The organism is Candidatus Dependentiae bacterium (assembly GCA_016871815.1).
Lineage (GTDB): Bacteria > Babelota > Babeliae > Babelales.
In genome coordinates this window covers 1-19,321 of record VHBT01000005.1, presented here as the reverse complement: position 1 = coordinate 19,321, position 19,321 = coordinate 1, and the positions used below count along the sequence as shown (strand labels likewise).

Sequence of the window (19,321 nt, the reverse complement as noted above, 5' to 3'; positions counted from 1 at the left end):
GTCTGTTTTTTCTTGTTAATGTGCTCTTCTGTGCTTCATGCAGAACTTATTTTTGCAGGAAAAGAAGCTCGTTTAAAATTATTAGATCCGGCGACTCAATTTATTGTTAACACACCGATAGAAGGATTTAGTGGAACGCTGTGTCGCGGAAATTCTCGAGCTGATTTAATTCAGGGTTCTGCCACGATTATTTTTCAGAATGGCTGCATTGAGGGAATTGATGCATGTGGCGATTTTTCAGGTGTTTTTGATCCGCAGAGTAGTGATGTCTTAAGATTATCTGGAAATCATGTAATAAGTTTAAATGGTACTAGTGTTCTATTGCCCATCTATATTTCAGGACAGGGAAACGAAATTCAGGGTGCTTCTTTCTTTAATCATCCTATACGATTAGCTGATTTGAATACTTCTGTGAGGATATCACTTGTTAATCAGTTAAATCAGTCTGTTTTATTAAATGGAGGACAGGTTATTCTTGGGCAAGATTTACAATTTGCTCAGGCGGCTAGTTTGGTTGGTAGGGGTTCTGTCGATGGGCAATTTAATATTTTGACACTGCCTGAGCAAAAAACAGAATTGAGCACATTATTTTTGAAAGATCTTTCTATTTTGCAGTTGAGAGAATGTGTAGAGGTAAGTGGAACATTAACATTTAGTTCGTCTCAAGGAATGTCAATTATAGATGGTGCAGATAATGTTCTTGATATAACAAATGGATCATTGTTTGTTGCACCTGGAAATCAGCTTATCCTTAAGAATGTTACGTTGAGGGGTTTGGGGTCGGGTAAAATTATTTTAGGAAATGATGATTCGCGATTGGTCCTTGTTGGATCTTTGCTTGAGCTGAATTCTAGTTTTACTTTTTCCTATGGATCTGTTGAGGTTAGATCTGAATCATCTAGGGTCGTGGTTGGTGAAAATAGTTTAGGTTTTGTTAATAAAGCTGTATTGGTTTTAAATGGTGTTGATTTTATGTTTGATGCATTAATGGCATCTAATTTTGTGGGGATTGTTGCAGGGACTCAAAATATTCAATCTATTGCGGGTGCAAGGATTTTGGCAAAAGTACAAGACGCATCTGGACCTGCTCTCCTGTATTCAAATCGATCGAATATCTTGATCCAATCAGAATTTTTGACCGTGAATAGAACTATGAGTTTTTCCTTGCCTGGTCCGCAACCAATATCTCTTGATGGCAAAGGTTTTTCATTAAAATTTCCGCAAGTAAAAAGACCTGTTATTTCTGTGGCAGATGGTCAGACGGTGATTTTCAAGAATATTTCTTTTGAGGGTTTTTATCCTGAACATATTTCATTGGGTGTTGGAAGCCGTGTTTTATTTGATGATGATACCTATGTTATGTTTGGTGGAGATTCGGTGTTAACGTATCCTATTAAATGTATAGGCAATTGTACCTTTGGTGGTTCTGGATCTGTTGTTCAAATGAGCTCTTTGGGTGGATTTATTGTAAACAATGAAAAAACAGTTCGTTTAATAAATATGGTTTTAAAGGGGCTTGGTCAATCTTCGGGGCAATTGTCTTTTTTGGGAACGCAGGCGATGGCATCATTTATTGATGTTGATTTGTATTTAGATAGTAGTTATTCCTTTTCTACCGGAAAGATAAAATTTTCAAACGTGTCTTCAAAGGTTGTGACAGGTGCCAACATTTTATCGTTTGATAATGATGCTCAGTTAATTGTTGACGGCATTTCGGTGTTATACGATACGCAGTCATCTCCAGACGTTAGAAATATTCGTCCATCAATTGCAGATGACAATAATTATGTATCTTTAAATGGCGGCATCGTGAGATCTTTTTCTGCGTTGTATCGAGAGGGAGATATCATTTTGGATCAAAATAGAAATTCTTTAATTACTTCAGAGGTGCTTGGAACGAGCAGGCGAATGATTTTTAGAGGAAATAACTCTTTTGAATCAACGATCGTTTTGAATGGAAATGGCTATGTTTTACAGATGCCTGGAAAAGTCTCAGGGGTAATTGTTATTCCTGAGGGAAAAAGAGTGTTGATTGAAAATCTTGTTTTGCGTGATTTCTTGCCAGAGCATATCGAATTGGGCTTAGGAGCGTCGATTTCTTTTGGTGAAGGAGTTGTTTTGCAATTAGCGGATGATGCTTTTTTATCTAATACGTATGAAATTGTTGGAAATACAGTGATTGATGGGCGTTACAAGATGCTTGATATTGGAGCTATTTCTACTGCTGGCATACGCGTTTCTGGCGGTGCTGTGTTGCGTATTGTAAATACTTATTTGATGTCTGTTTCTGGTACAAGGCTCGCAAATCTTGATGCTCAATCAAGAATTCAATTTGCCTCGAGTTCGATCTTTATGACGGGAGACGTTGATTTTTTGCAGGGGCATTTAGATATTTTTGGTGATGTAACATTTACAGGAGCAAATAAAAAATTCAATTTCAAATCATCTGAAGGGTGTATCATTAGGCAAAATGCACAATTATATTTAGATAATTCTGTGTCGTTGGTGTATGACAATCCTTTTTCAGTTGGTAATGGTTTGGTGCTGGAAGATGTGACATCTCGATTGTTTTTGCATAGTGCAAATTTAATATCAAATTCCTCAAGGCTTATCTTGCGCAGGGGAATGGTTTTTATTGATGGCGATTCTGCATTCAAAACAGATTTAAGCAATTCGAACGCAAAAATAATTGTTGATGCCAGCGCAGATGTAAAGGTTCAGCTTGGCGGGGTTTTTGACATAGATGGTGATGTTGAAGCGTGAAAAATAATTCATTTTGTTTATATTCCTTTTTTGCTCTTATTGATTTTTTTTAAAGAGAATTGCTATTTTTTATACCACTCCAAGGAGGGTTGGCCGGGGGGCGCCTTGCGTGAGGCTTAGAGGTTCGACGTTTGATCGTTCCTGGTATTTATTTTTTTCATGATTATGAATGATTTTAATTCTTTTTTACTTCTCGAGATGTGTTGACTGTTTCATCTTGATCGCACTAGTTTCTCACAGGCTTTTTTATATTGAAAATGTGGAGCATTTAGGCATATGCGTAGTGCTTTAAGGTTCTTGCTTTTTGTGTGGTGTATTTTACAAGGTTTTTCTTGTGGGGCTGTTATTTCGTTTGCGGGTAAAGATTCTCGATTGCGAATCAAAAATCCAAATGCTCGATTGGTTCTTCGATCGGCTATTGAAAATTTTCAGGGTGTTTTGGAGATAAGTGATAATGCTCTCTCTCAATTGCAAGGGCTTCCTATTGTTTTTGCAGAAGGAACGATCGAAAAAAATGGGGTGAGTGCTCAGTGGTCAGGGCAGTTTAATACGGCAGCAATCGGAGGGCAGTTAGTTCTTTCAGGGGCTTCTCAGATGCGAGCGCAGCCAGGGATGTCATTTGTTGGGTTGGTTGTGTCTGGGCAAGATAATTTAATAGAAGGAACTCCTCGGTTCTTAGATCCAATCGTCATTCAAGATCAAGCCTCAGAACTCAAATTTTCGATTCAAAATAAATTAAATCACGATGTTTATTTGAATGGCGGTCGAGTTGTTTTAGAAGACACGCTTTCGATCGGGGATGATTGTATGTTGTGTGGTGATGGAATTGTTGATATCAATTCGCATACGTTGCAATTCCCCGGAAAATCATCTATTTGGGGTGGAAATTTATATTTCTTAAGTGCGACAGATATGACATTAAATGCGGCATTAACACTTACGGGAATGTGGTACTTCGGTCCAGATAATAGTGTTGCAGTTTTGCAGGGTAATGGAAATGTGCTGGATTTGAGTCTTGGCGGTTCGCTTGTTGTTCAGGCGGGCGTTGGCCTTGGCATCACAGATGTTGTTATTAAGGGTCTGTCTGAGATTCAAGGAACAATTGTGATGTGTGACTCAAACTCGACGCTTTCGCTTTCAAATACCGTCTTGCAGTTAAATGGAAATTATACATTCACCCAGGGAAATTTATATTTTTATGGCGCAAATTCAATGATTGTTACCGGAACTAATAAACTAACAGTTGCTGTTGGAGCGATAGCAACAATTGATGCAACGACTCTAGAGTACGATACGCTTTCTTTTCCAGATTTAAAACCAATAACCCCCGCGTCTCCAGATGGTGCACAGCTTATTGCGCTTAATGGTGGTCGATTAATGCTTCGACCAAGTGGTTTGACTTACGGTTCAAAATTTTATGTTGATAATTCTGTGTATATTCAACGTCAAAATGAAGGATTTAGTGTTCCAGATCGTGTTCTGAACTTTAGAGGAGCAAATGCTTCAAATATAACATGGGACGGTGGTGGTTATACCATGCAGTTTGCTCGAGGAGATGCTCAGGCGGGATCTATATCTGTTGCTGCAGGAAAAACGGTTACGTTGCAAAACATAGTGCTTAAAGATTTTAATTCACAAGCGGTTACATTACTGTCAAATGCATCGATTGTTTTTGGGAATAATGTCACTATTGAGCTTGGGGATAACGAAGATCTTTCTTATACCTGGTCGTTTACAGGACGCGAGGGTGTATCCACGATTCGAGGAAATGGTCGGAATCTTTCGTTTGCGGGGCTTGGGGGCAGTAATAAGGTTGGTATCATGTTGGGTACCGGTGCAGTTGGACAAAGTGTAACGGTTAACTTGCAAGATCTTCATGTTATGGGTCTGAGTGGTGGTGTTACACCAGATGTAATTACGGGTTTATATGATTCAACTAATTCCTATGTTGCTTCATCAAATTTAATTCGGTGTGCAGATCATTCAGGAGTAATTAATTTAAGAAATACGCATCTTAATTTATCTGGCAATTATACCCTGTCTGCAGGAAGCATTAATATTTACAATGATGTTTATTTGAAGGGGAAAGGGTATACATTTGCGTTTTCATCAAACGGCACAATGGCTATCCAATCGGCATCAACATTATTTGTTGATCGAAATGTTACCTTTAGTTACGATTCATCTGGTTTTTGTACTCCTGGGCCAGTAGCTCCTTCTAAGACGCAATTAACTTTTGCAAATCAAACTTCAAGATTGTATTTGAGTGGATGTACGTTGTATGCAACGATGACGGCGCCACGATTGCAAACGGGAGTTGTGGTTATTGATGATAAAGTTACAGTTGTCGCCGAGGGGGCTGTTAGGGCAGAGGCTCTCGTGTTCGACACAACTAGTGGTTTGTATGTTGAATTGCTGGCGGGTGGAATGATGGACGTGTATGGAGCAATAGCTTACAGCTAGGGGCTGTTTTTTGTGAAAGAAAATTGTTTATGAAAAATCGTATTTTGTTCGCAGTTGTTTTGTTAGGGTTAGGCTTGTTTCCCTGCTTTATGGGCGCAATTGTTTCAACGTATACAGAAAAAAAGAATCTTTGGGGACAGAGTATAATTACTTTTTACAGTCCGGATTGTGCTGATTTTGAATGGGATGGCAACGGGCAGGAATTCGATTTTTCTCATCTGTCGGTAATGGTAGGCACTGGCTTGTGGATAGAAGGAAAGGGTACTAATTCTGGGCATTATGCAACGCCGTCACTTTTGATAAAAAATATAACGCTTAAAAATTTTAATTCTTGGAAGATAAAATCAGGTACAGGGAGAATTAATTTAGAATTTGGGGACAATGTTACGTTTTTTTTAGGAAGTGATGAAAAACTTACTATGGACTGGTCTTTTGTTGGCGTCAAAAAACATGCGGTTATTCACGGCTGTGGATATGCGATGAAATTGCTTTTTGATAGTAATAAGGAAAAGGTCATTAGGATTGCAAATGGTGCTGAAGTTGAGTTTAAAGAGTTTTCAAATTTTTTTATCAAAAATACTCGCGCGGGAAGATTGCCAATTTCGTTGGGAGATGATTCGGTTGTTACGTTTAATAATTTAAAGCTGAGTCTTGAGGGCAATTGTTATGTAACTGCTGGAGCTGTAGCGATTGTTGGTGATGTATTGGTGCAAGGAGAAGAGCGTTCATTTGTTTTTTGCGATAAGGCACAATTAATTGTTATGCCAAATTCCAGTGTAATGTTTGATAAAAATTTGTTTCTTGAATATCGCAGCAGTCAAAAAAACAATTTTGTTCTTTTTGATAACACGTCAAGAATGTTTTTTAATGACTCATCTTTGTATGCTTGGAAAAATGGACCGTGTTTTGATTCCGGAATTATTGTTCCTACGGGAAATGTAACTTTTTCTTCTGACTCAGTTTGTGAAGAACAGGGTATTCAGTACGCTGGCGTTAGATTTGAGGTACCAGCTGGATCTGTTTTGGATTTATATGGTTGTCACTCATATTCAGATAATGAATCAAATAATGAAGATTCAGCAGCTGATGAGGCAGTTGTTTAAAAAGTGCGATAGCTTAGCGAGCTTAAATTTGAGTTTATTCATTCTCTCCATTTTCTGTGTCGCGGCGAGGCTTTGGTGTTGGAATTTCTTCGGTAATTTCTGTCCAGCCACATTCTCCGCAAGCAAGATATGTTTCGCATTTGAAGCAATAAGGATGATGGAATTTACCTTCTTTAAGAAAATCATGTGATATTGCCATTTCGAATGAGTGATCTTCTTGGCGCGTAAAAAGAAATTCATGACCATGGGGAGTCGATCTAAGTATAGCCCGAGAAGCTAAGGGGAGAGATCCTTGCGGAGGATAAAAAGATTGAAGAGCTGTTGTTGCGCACAACAAAATAGATGCAAGCGATAATATAAACGGTTTCATGGGACAAGAAGACCTTCACATCTTTTTGGAAATAAATATTAGTGACTCATTGTCAGGCGTGTCAACTTGTTTTTTGTATTAATTTAAATACGGCGTTTTTTATTTGAATGAATGATTTGTAAGGCTTTTTTATCAAGTATCATCGGGCTTCATTCTTGTCTTTAAGTTGCTCTCATTGTATTATTTATGCGTGTGTTTTTTATTCATAATTTCATGAAAATTATAAGATTTTTGAAGGGGTAGAGTGTGTCTGAGGAGCTGAAAAAGCCATCACAAGCAAGTCCTGCGTTATCTGTTCTTCCGTTATCAATTGAACGAGAGCTTAAAAGTTCATTTCTAGACTACGCAATGTCTGTGATTGTGAGTCGTGCGCTGCCTGATGTTCGTGATGGATTAAAGCCGGTTCATAGAAGAATTTTATATGCTATGTATACGTTGGGGTTATTCAATGAGCGAGCATATCGAAAATCTGCAACCGTTGTCGGGGAAGTTATTGGTTCGTACCATCCACATGGCAATGAGCCTATTTATCAGGCTATGGTTGGTTTGGCACAAGATTTTTCAAAACGATATCCATTGCTTGATGGTCAGGGAAACTGGGGTTCGATCGACGGTGATAATGCTGCTGCGTATCGATATACCGAAGTTCGGATGGCAAAAATTACTCGAGAATTGTTGTATGATATTGATAAGCAAACAGTTCAATTTCAATCTAACTTTGATGAATCAAAATTAGAGCCAACATTGTTGCCAAGCCGTTTACCAAATTTGTTGATCAATGGATCAAATGGTATTGCGGTTGGTATGGCAACATCTATTCCACCCCATAATTTGGGAGAAATTGTTGATGCGTGCTTAGCTTTGCTTAAAAACCCACATCTTACCGATGATGAGTTGTTTTCACTCGTTCCTGGTCCAGATTTTCCAACAGGCGGTATTATTTGTGGTCGATCTGGCATTGTAAAAGCCTATAAAACCGGTCATGGAAACGTAGTTACTCGTGCGGTGGTTGATATTGAAGAATCTTCATCAAAAAATTTATTGATCATTAAAGAAATTCCGTATCAGGTAAATAAAGCTGCGTTGATCGAAAAAATTGCAGATTTAGTAAAAGAAAAAGTTATTGAGGGTATTACTAATATCCGAGACGAATCTAACCGTGATGGTATTCGTGTCGTTATTGATATTCGCCGTGGAGATGTTCCACAGGTTGTTTTGAATCAATTATTCAAGCACACCTCATTGCAGGTTTCACATTCAATTATGTTGTTGGCGCTTCTGGATAATACGCCACACATTTTTACACTTCGTGAAATGTTGGAACAGTTTTTAGTGCATCGCCAAGAAGTTATTAGACGTCGTTCAGAATTTGATCTTGATAAAAATAAAGGTCGCGAGCATTTATTGATTGGCTTAATTAAAGCTCTTGAAAATATTGATGCAGTTGTTGCGCTTATCCGAGCTTCCAAATCTGGACAAGATGCGTCTGAAGGCTTGTGTAAAACATTTGCATTTTCAGAAGTTCAAGCTAAAGCAATTCTGGATATGCGTTTGCAACGTTTGACGGCGCTTGAGGTCGATAAAATTACTACAGAGATTGCCGAAGTTCGTAAAGTGATTGCGTACCTTGAGTTGCTTCTTTCTAACCATGAAGTCTTAATTAAAGAGGTTGTGGATGAATTGGAAGCAATTAAATCTTCATACGCAGATAAACGAAGAAGCAGAATCGAAGGTTCAATCGATCAGTTTGAGGATATTGATTTAATTCCTAACGATGAAGTTGTGGTAACGCTTACAAGTAAGGGTTACATTAAGCGTGTTGCTCTTGATGTCTACGCAGTGCAGCATCGTGGTGGAAAAGGCAAGCGCGCGGTTGCAGATCTTGGTGAAGCAGATGATGTCTTGAAAGACGTTTTTGTTGCAAAAAATCATGATGATCTTCTCTTCTTTACAAACCTTGGACGAGTGTACACATTGAGCGTGTATCAGGTTCCAGAGGCTTCCAGAACAGCTCGTGGACGTGCAATTGTCAACTTGATTCCATTAACTCCTGGTGAAGTGGTTGTAAAATTATTGTGTGCTGCTGAATTGCAATCAGGATATGTGGTTATGGTAACTTCTAAAGGGGTTATTAAGAAAACCGAAGCTGTTGCGTTCTCGAATGTTAGAAAAACAGGTATTCATGCGATTAATTTGAATGAAGGCGATGAACTTGCGTTTTGTGCTCAAAGTACCGGTTCGGATGATATTGTCTTGGCAACAAGCGCAGGTCAGGGTATTCGATTTAAAGAAACTGAAGTGCGACCAATGGGAAGACACTCTGCTGGTGTGAGAGGTGTTCGTATTCGAGGTAATTCTACGGTTGTTGGGCTTGAAGTTATTCAGCTCGCAGATGCAAAAGATTTACTTTTTGTGACATCGGCTGGTTATGGAAAACGTGTTCGTGTTGAAGACTTTAGAGTTGCTCACCGAGGTGGACTTGGTGTTCGAACAATTCCGGTTGGAAAACGAAACGGTGAAGTGATTGGTGTTGCCTTGGTTTCAGATCAATCGAGCATTTTGTTGATTGAAGAGTCGGGTAAAATTATTCGCTTGTCTCCACAAGAGGTTCGCACGATGAGACGTGGTGCTCAGGGTGTAAGATTGATTCGTCTTGATGAAGGGCAGCGTGTGTTTGCTGTTGCTTCTTTTGATGAGTCGCTCGAAGAAGAGAATGAAAATTCTCAAAATCCTGTAGAATCTGCTCCAAATTCGACATCCCCGGTTGTTGTGGGTACCATCGTAGAAGATGATGTTATGGACGAGGGAGATGAAGAGCTTTTTGAAGAAGACGAATTTCCTGAGGATGACACCGAAGAATTAGATGAAGAATAAAGTATATGCAAACATATAAGCGGTTACTGATTAAGTTACTGCTTGCAGAAAATGTGGGTCCTGTATTTGTGTACAGGGCCCTTTCTGTTATTTCTGGTATCTCAGATCAGTCAGAAGTTATTTCCTTTTATGCGCAGCGCAAGCACGACCTTGCATTGGCATTGCAGCAAATTATCGATGCGCCGATACGTTTTTTTTTGGATGCTGGGATTAGTTCGCAAAAAACAATAGAGAAAATTAAAAAATCATTGTTGGTAGTTGACCTAGAGCGCGAATTGCGACTGGTTGAAGCGGCTGGCGTGGTCGTTGACAGTTGTTTTGATGATGAATATCCACAGCTGCTTCAGCATATTTATGCGCCTCCAGTTGTTTTGTATCGGCTAGGTGCTCCTGTTGGCTCAGGAGAACAGTTATTGGCGGTGGTGGGTGCGCGTGACGCAACTGCGTATGGTCTTTCGTGTATTGAATATTTATTGCCTGCGCTGGTTGCTTGCGGGGTAAAAATTGTTAGTGGCGGAGCTTTGGGGGTTGATGCTGCTGCTCATCGCGTTTCAGTGACCCATAAAATGCCAACTATATCCGTCCTGGGGTCTGGCTTAAATTACTGGTATCCCTATGGAAATAAATCTTTGTTTAATGAGATTTTAAAGACGGGAGGAACGCTTCTTTCGCCTTTTTCTATGGAGCAGCGTCCTGAGCGCGGAACATTTCCTGCGCGAAATAGGGTTATTGCTGGAATTGCTCCTATGACGTTGGTTATTGAGGCGGGAGAAAAAAGCGGGGCGTTGATTTCTGCAGCGTATGCCTTAGATTCAGGGCGAACAGTTGGGGTTGTTCCTGGTTCGATTTTGTCACCGCAAAGTATCGGGTGCCATAAGCTCTTAAAGCAGGGAGCATTAATTGTTTCTGGTCCGGAGGATTTGTGTGCGGAGCTTGGGTTGGGAATAATTGCCGAAAGTGAGCAGGATTCGCCTGTGGTATCCACAATGGGTACAGATTTGGGCAAAGAGCAGGATTTATTTCACTTTATTGCAACAACCGCTCGGTCGGAAGAAGAAATAGCCGATTTTCTGAAAAAAGACCTTTCAAAAACACAGGAATTACTATTTGATTTGCAGCTTGATGGTAAAATTATGCAACAATTTACAGGATTATGGGGTATTTCGCGTTAGTCGAGATCTGCTTTTTACAAGTGTATATTTTTTTGGTTTACTGGGCTTAACAAAGAAATTTAGTGTGTTGCTAAGTTTTTTCGTAGAAAAATGATAGGAGTTGTTGAATGTTTAAGAACTTAAAATCAGGTTTGCTTGTATCGATGTTAACGCTTTCTTTTGCGGTTGTTGCAAATGAGCAAGTTGAAGATGTGGTAACGCAACAAGAAAATGCGGTAGATGCGTTGAATGTGGCTCAAGAAGAAGAGGCTCAAGATCAGGCCGCTCTTGAACAAGGTTCGATTGATACCTCAGCGCTTTCAATGAATGATTTTGATATGAATGAAATGAATCCAGAAAATTTTGATCCAGCAGCTTTTGAAGCCTTTTTGTCAAGCGATGAAGGTAAAAAACTTGCAGAAGAAGCTGAAAAATGGGTTCAAGATATGCAAAAAAACAACCCAAAAGAGTATGAAGAAATGATGGCTATGACCCAGCAAATGTTTGGCTATGCGATGATGGAACAAGAATCTACCGTTGCTCAAGCAGAAACTGAAGACGTTGTGGCTCCTGAAGTTTCAGGTTCAACCGAAATTCCAGCGGTAGCGTAAGCTAAAAAGTGGAAAAAACGTAAAAAATAATAAAAATTTCTTACGTGCATCTCAGAGAGATTGTAAAAAAAAAATAACGTGGTTATTGTACAAAGTGCAGTAGCCACGTTTTTTATGCATCGGGCGGTTTTTCCTTGACGTACTTTGAGTAGTCGTCAAACTAGTAGCAAGTAAGGAGCCATACGATGAGTACAAATCTATCAGTTTCATTTGAGTTAATCTGTCTTATGGGGTGGTTGTTAAAAAAAGACAAACATGCGCTGAGAGAGTTAATTCAGAAAGCGTTATCCGGTGGAGTTGCTGACGCAATTTATGATTTGCAAGCATCAAAACCGGCAGAGCTATCAGATACCATGGAAAAAACAGTATCAGAATTCTTTGAATATGTTGAATCGATTTTAGCAGAAGGCGTTCCGGTTAATAAGCCAAAAGGGGTCTTGTCTAGCCAAACTCGTGATGCAATCAAAAAGGTTGATCAGCATGTTATTGATCCCCATAGTTTTTGGAATTCGGTCAATCGAGCAGAAGAAGCAGTGGAAATGTTGGGTGGGGATTTGAACCAATCAGCAAGAGAAGCAATGTTTAAAAATGAGTTGTATAAAAACATTCTTTCGAACTGGACAGTTCCCTCTGAAGATGTTTTGAACTAGATAATTTTTCAAAAAGGGCCGTGATTTTTTAGTCACGGCCTTTTTTAATTTTTTACCTGTTTTTTTGAAGAGAATTTAAAACGTCATGTGCAACGACACTTTCTGGTTTTGCAGCAAGTACACGCTGCGCCAGTAAAATTGTTTCTTGCGCATCAAAGCTTTCTGGAACCGCTGGATACATTTTAAGGAGTTTTTCTTGCAATTCAATAGTTTCTGGCTCGAGTTCTGCCGCGCGTGAAATGTGGAAAAACATGAGCTCCTGCCAGCCTTTTTGAGCGCTAATAAAATCGCCAACCTCTTCCATGGTTTTTGGTTCGGGAATATCTGTTCGCCCAAAGATACTTTTTGTAAGATCTGCAAGAAGCAGGTGCCGAGCTGCGGTTTCGCTCTTTTTTTTCATAAGAAACCAAACATAATCGTAAGTTGTAATGCATTGCTCCTGAAGTGCAAGTTCGCGCAGAATCTCTGCCATTTTTTCTTCCGGAAATTGCCAAAAAAGTAATTGCGATTCGATAAAGCGGCCGTGCATAACAAATTCTTTGAACGCTGCAGCTTTGTCTTTTGATATCAGCTCTGCAGCGCGTTGTGCGTAAGTAGAGGGATTATTAAACCCTTCGTCCTTGAGCCATTCTATTAAACGAGTAGAACAGAGTTCTTCTGGTTGATATTCAAGTATTACTTGTGCAAATTCATATTGTTCTTGGCTTGTTAACTCTATCCATGCAACTGGATCATTTTCAAAGACTCCTCCAATTGATGCTGCTTGATCAGGAAATAATTCTGCATCCCGCAAAAAATAATAAAATGTTCCCGACGAGGAGTAGGGAAAGTGTGGAAATGAAATATCATGAGACATGCGTAAATTTTTAAGCGAAACAGGTGTTTCTTCTAAAAAATTGAGGAAATTTACAAGTCCATGCGCGCAGGAGGTGCTATTTCTAAGGTAAAAAGGTAGCGAATAAGGGACATTATAGCCAATATCATTTTTTGGCAACATAGCAGATGTCTCAAGATATTTTTTAAATAAGCCTTTTTCGATGTATGATCGACATAGAAGTTTGATATCCATTATTTTATTCCTCCCGAAGGGAAATATTTTGTTATATGAGATGCTTTTGCAATAAAAAAGCCACTAATTTCATATTGCTTTAAATCATTAACAATATATCTAACTAACACAGGAATATTATTGATATAGGCATATTTTGCAGAATGTCCATTTTTGGGCAGACAATCTTTACCTCCCTCGATAATTTCTCTGACAACGGCTTTTATTTGTTCCCAGTTTTTACCTGGAAAAATTTTATCAAGTCCATGGTCATGCCCAAGTTTATGTGATCCATTAATAAAATGCATAAGTTTGTCTCTCGTTTGTTCTACATTTTCAAAACTTATTGGTGTCATATCGCGATTGATGCTGCGCGTATCGATGTTTAAGATTAATGATTTTAATTTCTTGGCCTGCGAAATGATTTCTTCTTTGTTGGGGCTGTTTTCACGGATAAAAGCGATTGTGTTATCGGGAGAAAAACCGCTGACTTGCGAGCAGTACATGCCAACTTCGCTGGTGCCGTGCAGCAAGTCATCAACAATCGGCCTGAGATAGTGATAGGTCTTTGTGGCATAGTGGTCGATTATTGCTGTGACAATGGTTCCGCCGATTGTACTTCCGCCGAGAATGAGAGCTTTTTTTATGAAAGGAGAAGATAGTTTGTTTTTAAGAAAATTAAGTGGCTTGCGGAGGATTTTATCGAAAAATTTAGACTTATTTGGTGATGGTAAATCGATTATTGAAGTATCAGAATGTCTGTTTGGAGCATTATATTTTGAAAATTCATCAGCACCGGGAAATTTGCTGACAGCGCCACCAAAACCAGTTTTTGAGGGTAAAGATACGGTTGAATCGCTTTGCCCGAGTCCAGGTCCGGAAAGTGGAATATTTTTCTCCTTTTGTGGCGAAAGCCGAAACATGCTGGTGTCAGTTCCCTGCGGGATGGTAACCGATTTATAGAGTTCTGCAGGATCATTGTGTGTTGGTGTTGGACTTAAGCCCAAAAAAGTATCCGCAACAGTTAACAATCCATGCACAATCGATGTGGTCAAGTTGACGATCGCAAGCAGCCTAACTTGCACCACCACAGTCGAAAAGGCAGGGATTCCAACGAGAGGAACCAGGCTTCCGGCGGCAACCGCAGCCGCAATTTGGTTCACAATTAAGCTGGGCGCTAATTGAAGCACAAGCATCTGATAAATCGGTTGCGGCAGAAAGAAATAACCGCGAAAGTAAGCGGCGTAGCGATCGGTCTCGCCCGAAAGATTGGCAAGCGCTTTAGCGGTGCTGGCAAGATCCGCCGATTCTGACTGGCAAATAATTTGTTGTCTGATTTTGTCGGGAATGTTGTTAAATTTTTGTCGGCATTCGGCAAGCTCGTTTGCATAGTTCATATCTTGCTTGATCTTCATGCAGTAATAGCGCTCTTTCAGTGCATAGGCCAAAATTTGCGGGTGTGTTAGGTTCGTTGATTGCGGCGTATGATCAATAAATTCAACTGCTTTGTGCGCAGCACAATTCTCATCATGTAATGAAATATGCAGGTACGTTTTTCCAAGACACACTTCTGGTGTCTCTGTTTGCGCAGGCAACAGTTCTTCATGCGAAACAATGCGAGTTGCGTACAGCATGGGCCTAACATCATCGGGAGAGTGTGTTGGTGGATCGCGCAAAGATTTTGATCTGCAGGGGAAAATCGTGATAATTTTTTGTTCAGCTGGGAGTAGAATTGCTAAAAAATCTTCTGACAAATCGACACACAAAAAATTTTTCGATCCTGCAAGTGGAATGGCGCAATTTTGTGTTATGCGTTCTGCAATGAGCGCAGAAATATGTCGGGGATTAAGTCCATATTTTGCGATTACATATCGTGACCGACAGGAATAGCGAAACGAATCGTGCGGATATGTGTAGGGGCTCAAGCGAGTTGAAGTAGACAGAACATCGTGCAGTTTTTCTTCGTCCCAACTTGTTGGTAACGCATCCAACGATTGCAACTCTGCGTCAAGATCGTCACGCATCTCCGGCGAAAAACTATTAAATGTTGCGCGGCAAAAATTCTGATTTTTCAGGTCGATAATCGCATATTTTTCAGCTTCAAACGCTTGCTCGTTTTCAAAATTGTATGAACAGTAGGTGTCGTATCCTTTGATGACATAGAGCACACGGTTTGCCTGCGGATCGAAAATGGCACAAAAATCAGCTTTTTGATTGGCGATAAATCGCAGTGATGGCTTGCGATGAAAAACAGTATATTGTTTTGCGGCAACATCTTGAGCTACTGCTAACGGCGAGATGTTTTGGGTGTCTAGTTGATACACTGCATAGGGATGAAAATTGATTTCACGCATATGAGAAACGCCATCCCAATTATCAGGATCGTGCGTCCAGTGCTCAGGACTGAAGGGAAATAATAGTCTGTTTTTTGCAACCTGTGAGCGAACTGAGCTTTGCATGTTGCAAACGGCACGAGAGCACTGACTTTTAAGATCACAATCTTCATTTTCTGCGCGTTCCTGAGCGCTCAGTTGGCGATGGGCGGGAACAACCGTTGGCTGTGTGTAAAAAAATATTGGTTCGTGATAGATCTTTGATTGATATGTCTGAATTGAAAACTGACCACTCGAAAAAAACGATGGCGGTTGCGGCGGCGGCTGCAAAATAATGCGATGGCCAGGAGAAAGATAATCACGTGAATAGTTATGCGTCCATGAGTCGGCTGCGCACCATGAAATACTGCTCAAAAACAGGAATAGAAAAGAGACAAACATGCAAACACCTTCATGAATCATTCATGCTGTCAAAATCATGCTAGTTGCTTTTTGCGCCGCGCAGAACAGTTTGTGAAAAATAACTTTAGGTTTTTATGTATCCAAGTTCAATTAATGTTTCTTTAACTTCAAAGACAGGCAGTCCGAGCGCGCCCGAATATGAGCCTGAAAAAGATTTTAAAAATTGAGCACCATATCCTTCGATGATTCCTGATCCACAGGCGTGAAGAGAATATGGCATTTGTTCGAAATAGCTATCCACTTCATTTTCTGGGACGTAAAATTCGGCAACGCTTTCGTTGTATTTTTGTATTTGCTGCGCAAGAATCCAGGTATGAGAAGATCGCTTGAACTTTTGAACAATAAATGCTGTTCCGATAACGCAAGGTCCTGCGCGAAGTTTTTTGAGTTGTTCGTGGCCTTCGGCGAGATTTTTAGGTTTTTTGAGTATGTTTCCTTGTTGTTCGGCAATTAATGTGTCTGCAGAAATAACGAAAATTGTTTTTTCTTCTGTGCTAAAAAGAGATGGCAATTCTGTGGCAACAGCTTTGAATAAGGCTGCGGTTGAAACATTTTCTTTAAGGCTTTTTTCTGGATTAAACGGTTCTTCGTGTTGAAGATTGGTCGAAAGCAGCTCGAATGAAAAGTCAGCGTCTTTTAACAGTTGTTGTCGAGTGAGAGAGGATGAAGCAAGATACAGATTTAGCATAGATTTTAAGGATATAAAAATCGTGTTTGAAGGTTTATACCACGACTTTTATAAGATGTCTGTATTCTTTTGTGAAATTTTTTCGATAGCTTTGATTCGATCGGAAATTTTAGGGTGCGTTCCTATCCAAGAGGGCTGGTTTTCACGTATTTGTTCTGAGGCAGAATTTGCTTTTAAAAAGAGAAGGGCAGAAATCATTTCCTGTGGGGAGATGTGGCTAAGAGCTTGAGCATCAGCTTGGTATTCGTTGTGTTGCGTGTACCATGTTTGCAAAAAAGTGGTTATTCTAAAAATGATAAAATTAAAGAGCAAAAAATAGGTAGTTGTATCTTGCGTTGGTTCGATAAAAAGTGTTGAAAGATAGCAACAGGTTATTCCTGCGGTAAAAAGAAATGAATTTATTATAAATGCTTTTAAATTGTGGTGCTCTCGTGCATGTCCAAATTCGTGTTCAAGGATAGCATTTAAATATTGTTTTTTTTCATCAGACTCAAACCAATGGTGTGAAATAATAATTTTGCAATTATTCAGGTTTCTCGCGCAAAAAGCATTAATCGACGGATAATTTGTAACATACAATGAAGTGTGTTTTGTAATGCAATCACGTGAGGCTTTTTCGGTGATTGCAGAAATGATTTCTTCTGGCATGGTCCCAAATGTTGCGTTTAAAATAGGTTCTTGAGTCTGCAGTTGATACAAGTTAAGCGCAACATGGATTGCAACCAAAATGAGGATTGTTTGAAGATCTAGCGGAAAGAAGAATAAAAACATCCATAACCATTCACCATAAAAATTAAATAATTTGGGGTAATATGGTCCAATGATAAAAAGACCGAGTTTCTCAAAAAAGTTCATTTTAGTTTATGTTAAATGCCTGCTTGATACGAGAAATGCGATCAGAAAATTTGGGAGAAAAAAGTTCCCAAGATTTAAATTGTTTTAAATTAAGATCGTTTGATGTTGCTTGATTAAAGTTTTCAAGAGCGGTAATTGCTTCTTGAGCGCCTATTTCGCGTGCGGTTGCAATATCGCTTGAAAAAATAACTTGTTTGTTAAAAAATGCGATTACAAAGCGTCGAGTCATGACAGAACATTGAACTAACAAAAGGTACAAGGTCCAAAAAGCAACGGGGTGCAACGCTTGAGTGAGTAAAAAACTTTTTCCAACAAAAAAACTAACAACAAGGAAAAACAAAGAAATTGCATGAACAAGGCTTGTGAAAATTGTTTTTTGCATGACTTTTAAGTTTGTTTTTAAGAAGAATGGGATTAGTGCAAAAAGCTCTGGAGTTTCAAAATGGGACGAAAAATAGATTTCAAACGGTTCATGAAAACGTCCAACAATAAGTTCTGGACTATTGAAATTGGTCACATGAGTAACCGTAAATTTTGTGATTCCTTCGGAGCTAACTACTTTCGTGATAGCTTTTTGCATTTCTTCTGTTGGTTGTTCAAAAATGCCATTAGTTACCAGTGTTTGAGTAGAAATTTGATACACAAAGAGCGCAATACAAACTGCGGCACAGATAGCAGGGATTTTTAGAAGTGAATGATCGTAGCTGGAAATAATGCCGGGGCAAGAAAAAATGGCAAAAATGGAAATAAGGTCGCTATAAAAAAGCGGATAGAGCAGGGGCCCTTGGATAATTCGTTTTAAAAAATCGATTACATCAAAAAAAAGTAGTAAATTCATAAAAAAAGCCTTTAGAATAAATGTTTTTTATCTTTTTACTCTAAAGGCTTTTTTGAAAAGAGTCTATCCGACTATGACCGAGGGGCTCGTCTTACAGGCTGTATTCTTTTTGATTTATATGCGTTTAAACCAGTAGTATGTTTTCTTTCGACTGAAGTCCCTTCTGTGCTGAAAAGTGGGTTTGGTGTTGTTACTTCTACTTTCGGTTTTGCTAACTTTTGCGCTCTTGGGGTTATGGTTCTTCCAAATCGACGAGCTCGTTCAAGAACACTTAAGGACGATGATTTTTCGGCAGTTACATCAGCTGCAGGAGTAACGACTGGTGTTGCTCTTGCGCCAAGCATAGGATTACTGAATTGTATCGAGTCAGAACTCTTTAAGACTGGGTACGAACTAACATCTTGTAGTTTTTGTCTTCTTGGGCCTCTGCGTAATGGGTTCAATGTGGCCTTTTCTTGCATTTGTGTTGTGAGCGTTCTTCTGACCGGAGCTGGTTGCGGTGGCGGAGGTGGTAGAGCAGGCGCCAGAGGATATGGCACGCGAGGAGGTCTTGACTCTTTTCTTTCTGATGAAGGTGCGGGGAAAGATTGTTTTCCTGCGCTTATGTCTTTTTGAAGATTAGAATCGTTCATTTGAGTTTGCGCAAATCCGAATCGTTCTCGATCGCGTGGGAGTGCTGGAATAGTTAATCGTACTGAGTTTTTTACGGGAGGGGTTGTTCTTACGCTTGGTACGGGCGGTGGGGTTCTGCCTTCATCATCCACTACAGTTGAGGCAAGCCTTCTGTCGCTTGTTTGCAAATCATCATTAGTTGAACCACGTGATAACCAACGTGGTGAAGCATCTTCGTCTGAACTACTCGCAGATGTGCTTGTTGGGGATTCGGGTGCTACAGGGGCAATGACTGGTTTGGGTTTTGAGCCTTCAGTTATGCCATCGCGGACTACTTCTTCTGCAGCGTCTGCAGGAGCTACAGTTCGTCGCGCGGATCTAAATGAATCTGATTGGTCGCTAAAAATATCGGTCCGGCCATCTACAAATCGTTGTGTTGAGAATTCAGTAGCTGAGGTGCCAGTTGATGCATCTGTTGCTGGGCGTCGAGGTCGATCGGC

General features: G+C 39.8%; 14 protein-coding genes. 8 read left to right on the top strand and 6 right to left on the bottom strand.

Features of this window, described 5'->3' with window-relative positions:
• The first annotated feature begins 18 nt into the window (after window positions 1–18).
• The 3 genes from FJ366_01805 (at window position 19) to FJ366_01795 (ending at window position 6,329) form a co-directional block, all read left to right on the top strand.
• Entirely contained in the window at window positions 19–2,763 is a 2,745-nt protein-coding gene (locus FJ366_01805) for a hypothetical protein (protein ID MBM3894307.1), read from the top strand.
• A 276-nt stretch (window positions 2,764–3,039) separates the two neighbouring features.
• Window positions 3,040–5,226 (top strand): hypothetical protein, encoded by a 2,187-nt coding sequence (locus tag FJ366_01800; GenBank protein ID MBM3894306.1) that lies wholly within the window; start codon window positions 3,040–3,042, stop codon window positions 5,224–5,226.
• A 29-nt stretch (window positions 5,227–5,255) separates the two neighbouring features.
• A complete protein-coding gene (locus FJ366_01795) occupies window positions 5,256–6,329 on the top strand; it encodes a hypothetical protein (GenBank protein MBM3894305.1) in 1,074 nt (357 codons plus the stop codon).
• Window positions 6,330–6,363: 34 nt separating this feature from the next.
• Here the strand turns inward: FJ366_01795 and FJ366_01790 are convergent, their stop codons facing one another.
• Entirely contained in the window at window positions 6,364–6,699 is a 336-nt protein-coding gene (locus FJ366_01790) for a hypothetical protein (protein MBM3894304.1), read from the bottom strand.
• A gap of 258 nt (window positions 6,700–6,957) precedes the next feature.
• Here FJ366_01790 and gyrA point away from each other — a divergent pair, with 258 nt between their 5' ends.
• From gyrA to FJ366_01770, 4 genes are all read left to right on the top strand, one after another.
• The gene (gene gyrA / locus FJ366_01785; protein MBM3894303.1) at window positions 6,958–9,573 is read left to right on the top strand and encodes a DNA gyrase subunit A; all 2,616 of its coding nucleotides are present in this window, start codon (window positions 6,958–6,960) and stop codon (window positions 9,571–9,573) included.
• Window positions 9,574–9,578: 5 nt separating this feature from the next.
• Window positions 9,579–10,745, top strand: coding sequence for a DNA-protecting protein DprA (gene dprA / locus FJ366_01780; protein MBM3894302.1), 1,167 nt, complete (start codon window positions 9,579–9,581; stop codon window positions 10,743–10,745).
• 107 nt (window positions 10,746–10,852) lie between these two features.
• Entirely contained in the window at window positions 10,853–11,335 is a 483-nt protein-coding gene (locus FJ366_01775) for a hypothetical protein (protein ID MBM3894301.1), read from the top strand.
• Between the two features lie 185 nt (window positions 11,336–11,520).
• The gene (locus tag FJ366_01770) at window positions 11,521–11,985 is read left to right on the top strand and encodes a hypothetical protein (GenBank protein MBM3894300.1); all 465 of its coding nucleotides are present in this window, start codon (window positions 11,521–11,523) and stop codon (window positions 11,983–11,985) included.
• Window positions 11,986–12,037: 52 nt separating this feature from the next.
• Here the strand turns inward: FJ366_01770 and FJ366_01765 are convergent, their stop codons facing one another.
• The 4 genes from FJ366_01765 to FJ366_01750 all read right to left on the bottom strand — a co-directional run bounded on the left by FJ366_01765 (window position 12,038) and on the right by FJ366_01750 (window position 17,164).
• On the bottom strand, window positions 12,038–13,054 hold the full coding sequence (locus tag FJ366_01765; GenBank protein ID MBM3894299.1) for a hypothetical protein: 1,017 nt from the start codon (window positions 13,052–13,054) through the stop codon (window positions 12,038–12,040).
• The gene (locus FJ366_01760; protein MBM3894298.1) at window positions 13,054–15,807 is read right to left on the bottom strand and encodes a hypothetical protein; all 2,754 of its coding nucleotides are present in this window, start codon (window positions 15,805–15,807) and stop codon (window positions 13,054–13,056) included. The genes FJ366_01765 and FJ366_01760 overlap by 1 nt, the downstream gene beginning before the upstream one ends.
• Before the next feature lie 85 nt (window positions 15,808–15,892).
• Window positions 15,893–16,516: a hypothetical protein gene (locus FJ366_01755; protein ID MBM3894297.1), complete on the bottom strand. Its 624-nt coding sequence runs from the start codon at window positions 16,514–16,516 to the stop codon at window positions 15,893–15,895.
• 48 nt (window positions 16,517–16,564) lie between these two features.
• Window positions 16,565–17,164, bottom strand: coding sequence for a hypothetical protein (locus FJ366_01750; GenBank protein ID MBM3894296.1), 600 nt, complete (start codon window positions 17,162–17,164; stop codon window positions 16,565–16,567).
• Here FJ366_01750 and FJ366_01745 point away from each other — a divergent pair.
• The gene (locus FJ366_01745; protein ID MBM3894295.1) at window positions 17,100–17,198 is read left to right on the top strand and encodes a hypothetical protein; all 99 of its coding nucleotides are present in this window, start codon (window positions 17,100–17,102) and stop codon (window positions 17,196–17,198) included. The genes FJ366_01750 and FJ366_01745 overlap by 65 nt on opposite strands.
• A 174-nt stretch (window positions 17,199–17,372) precedes the next feature.
• Here FJ366_01745 and FJ366_01740 read toward each other — a convergent pair whose 3' ends face one another.
• A complete protein-coding gene (locus FJ366_01740; GenBank protein ID MBM3894294.1) occupies window positions 17,373–18,209 on the bottom strand; it encodes a hypothetical protein in 837 nt (278 codons plus the stop codon).
• Window positions 18,210–19,321 lie beyond the last annotated feature (1,112 nt).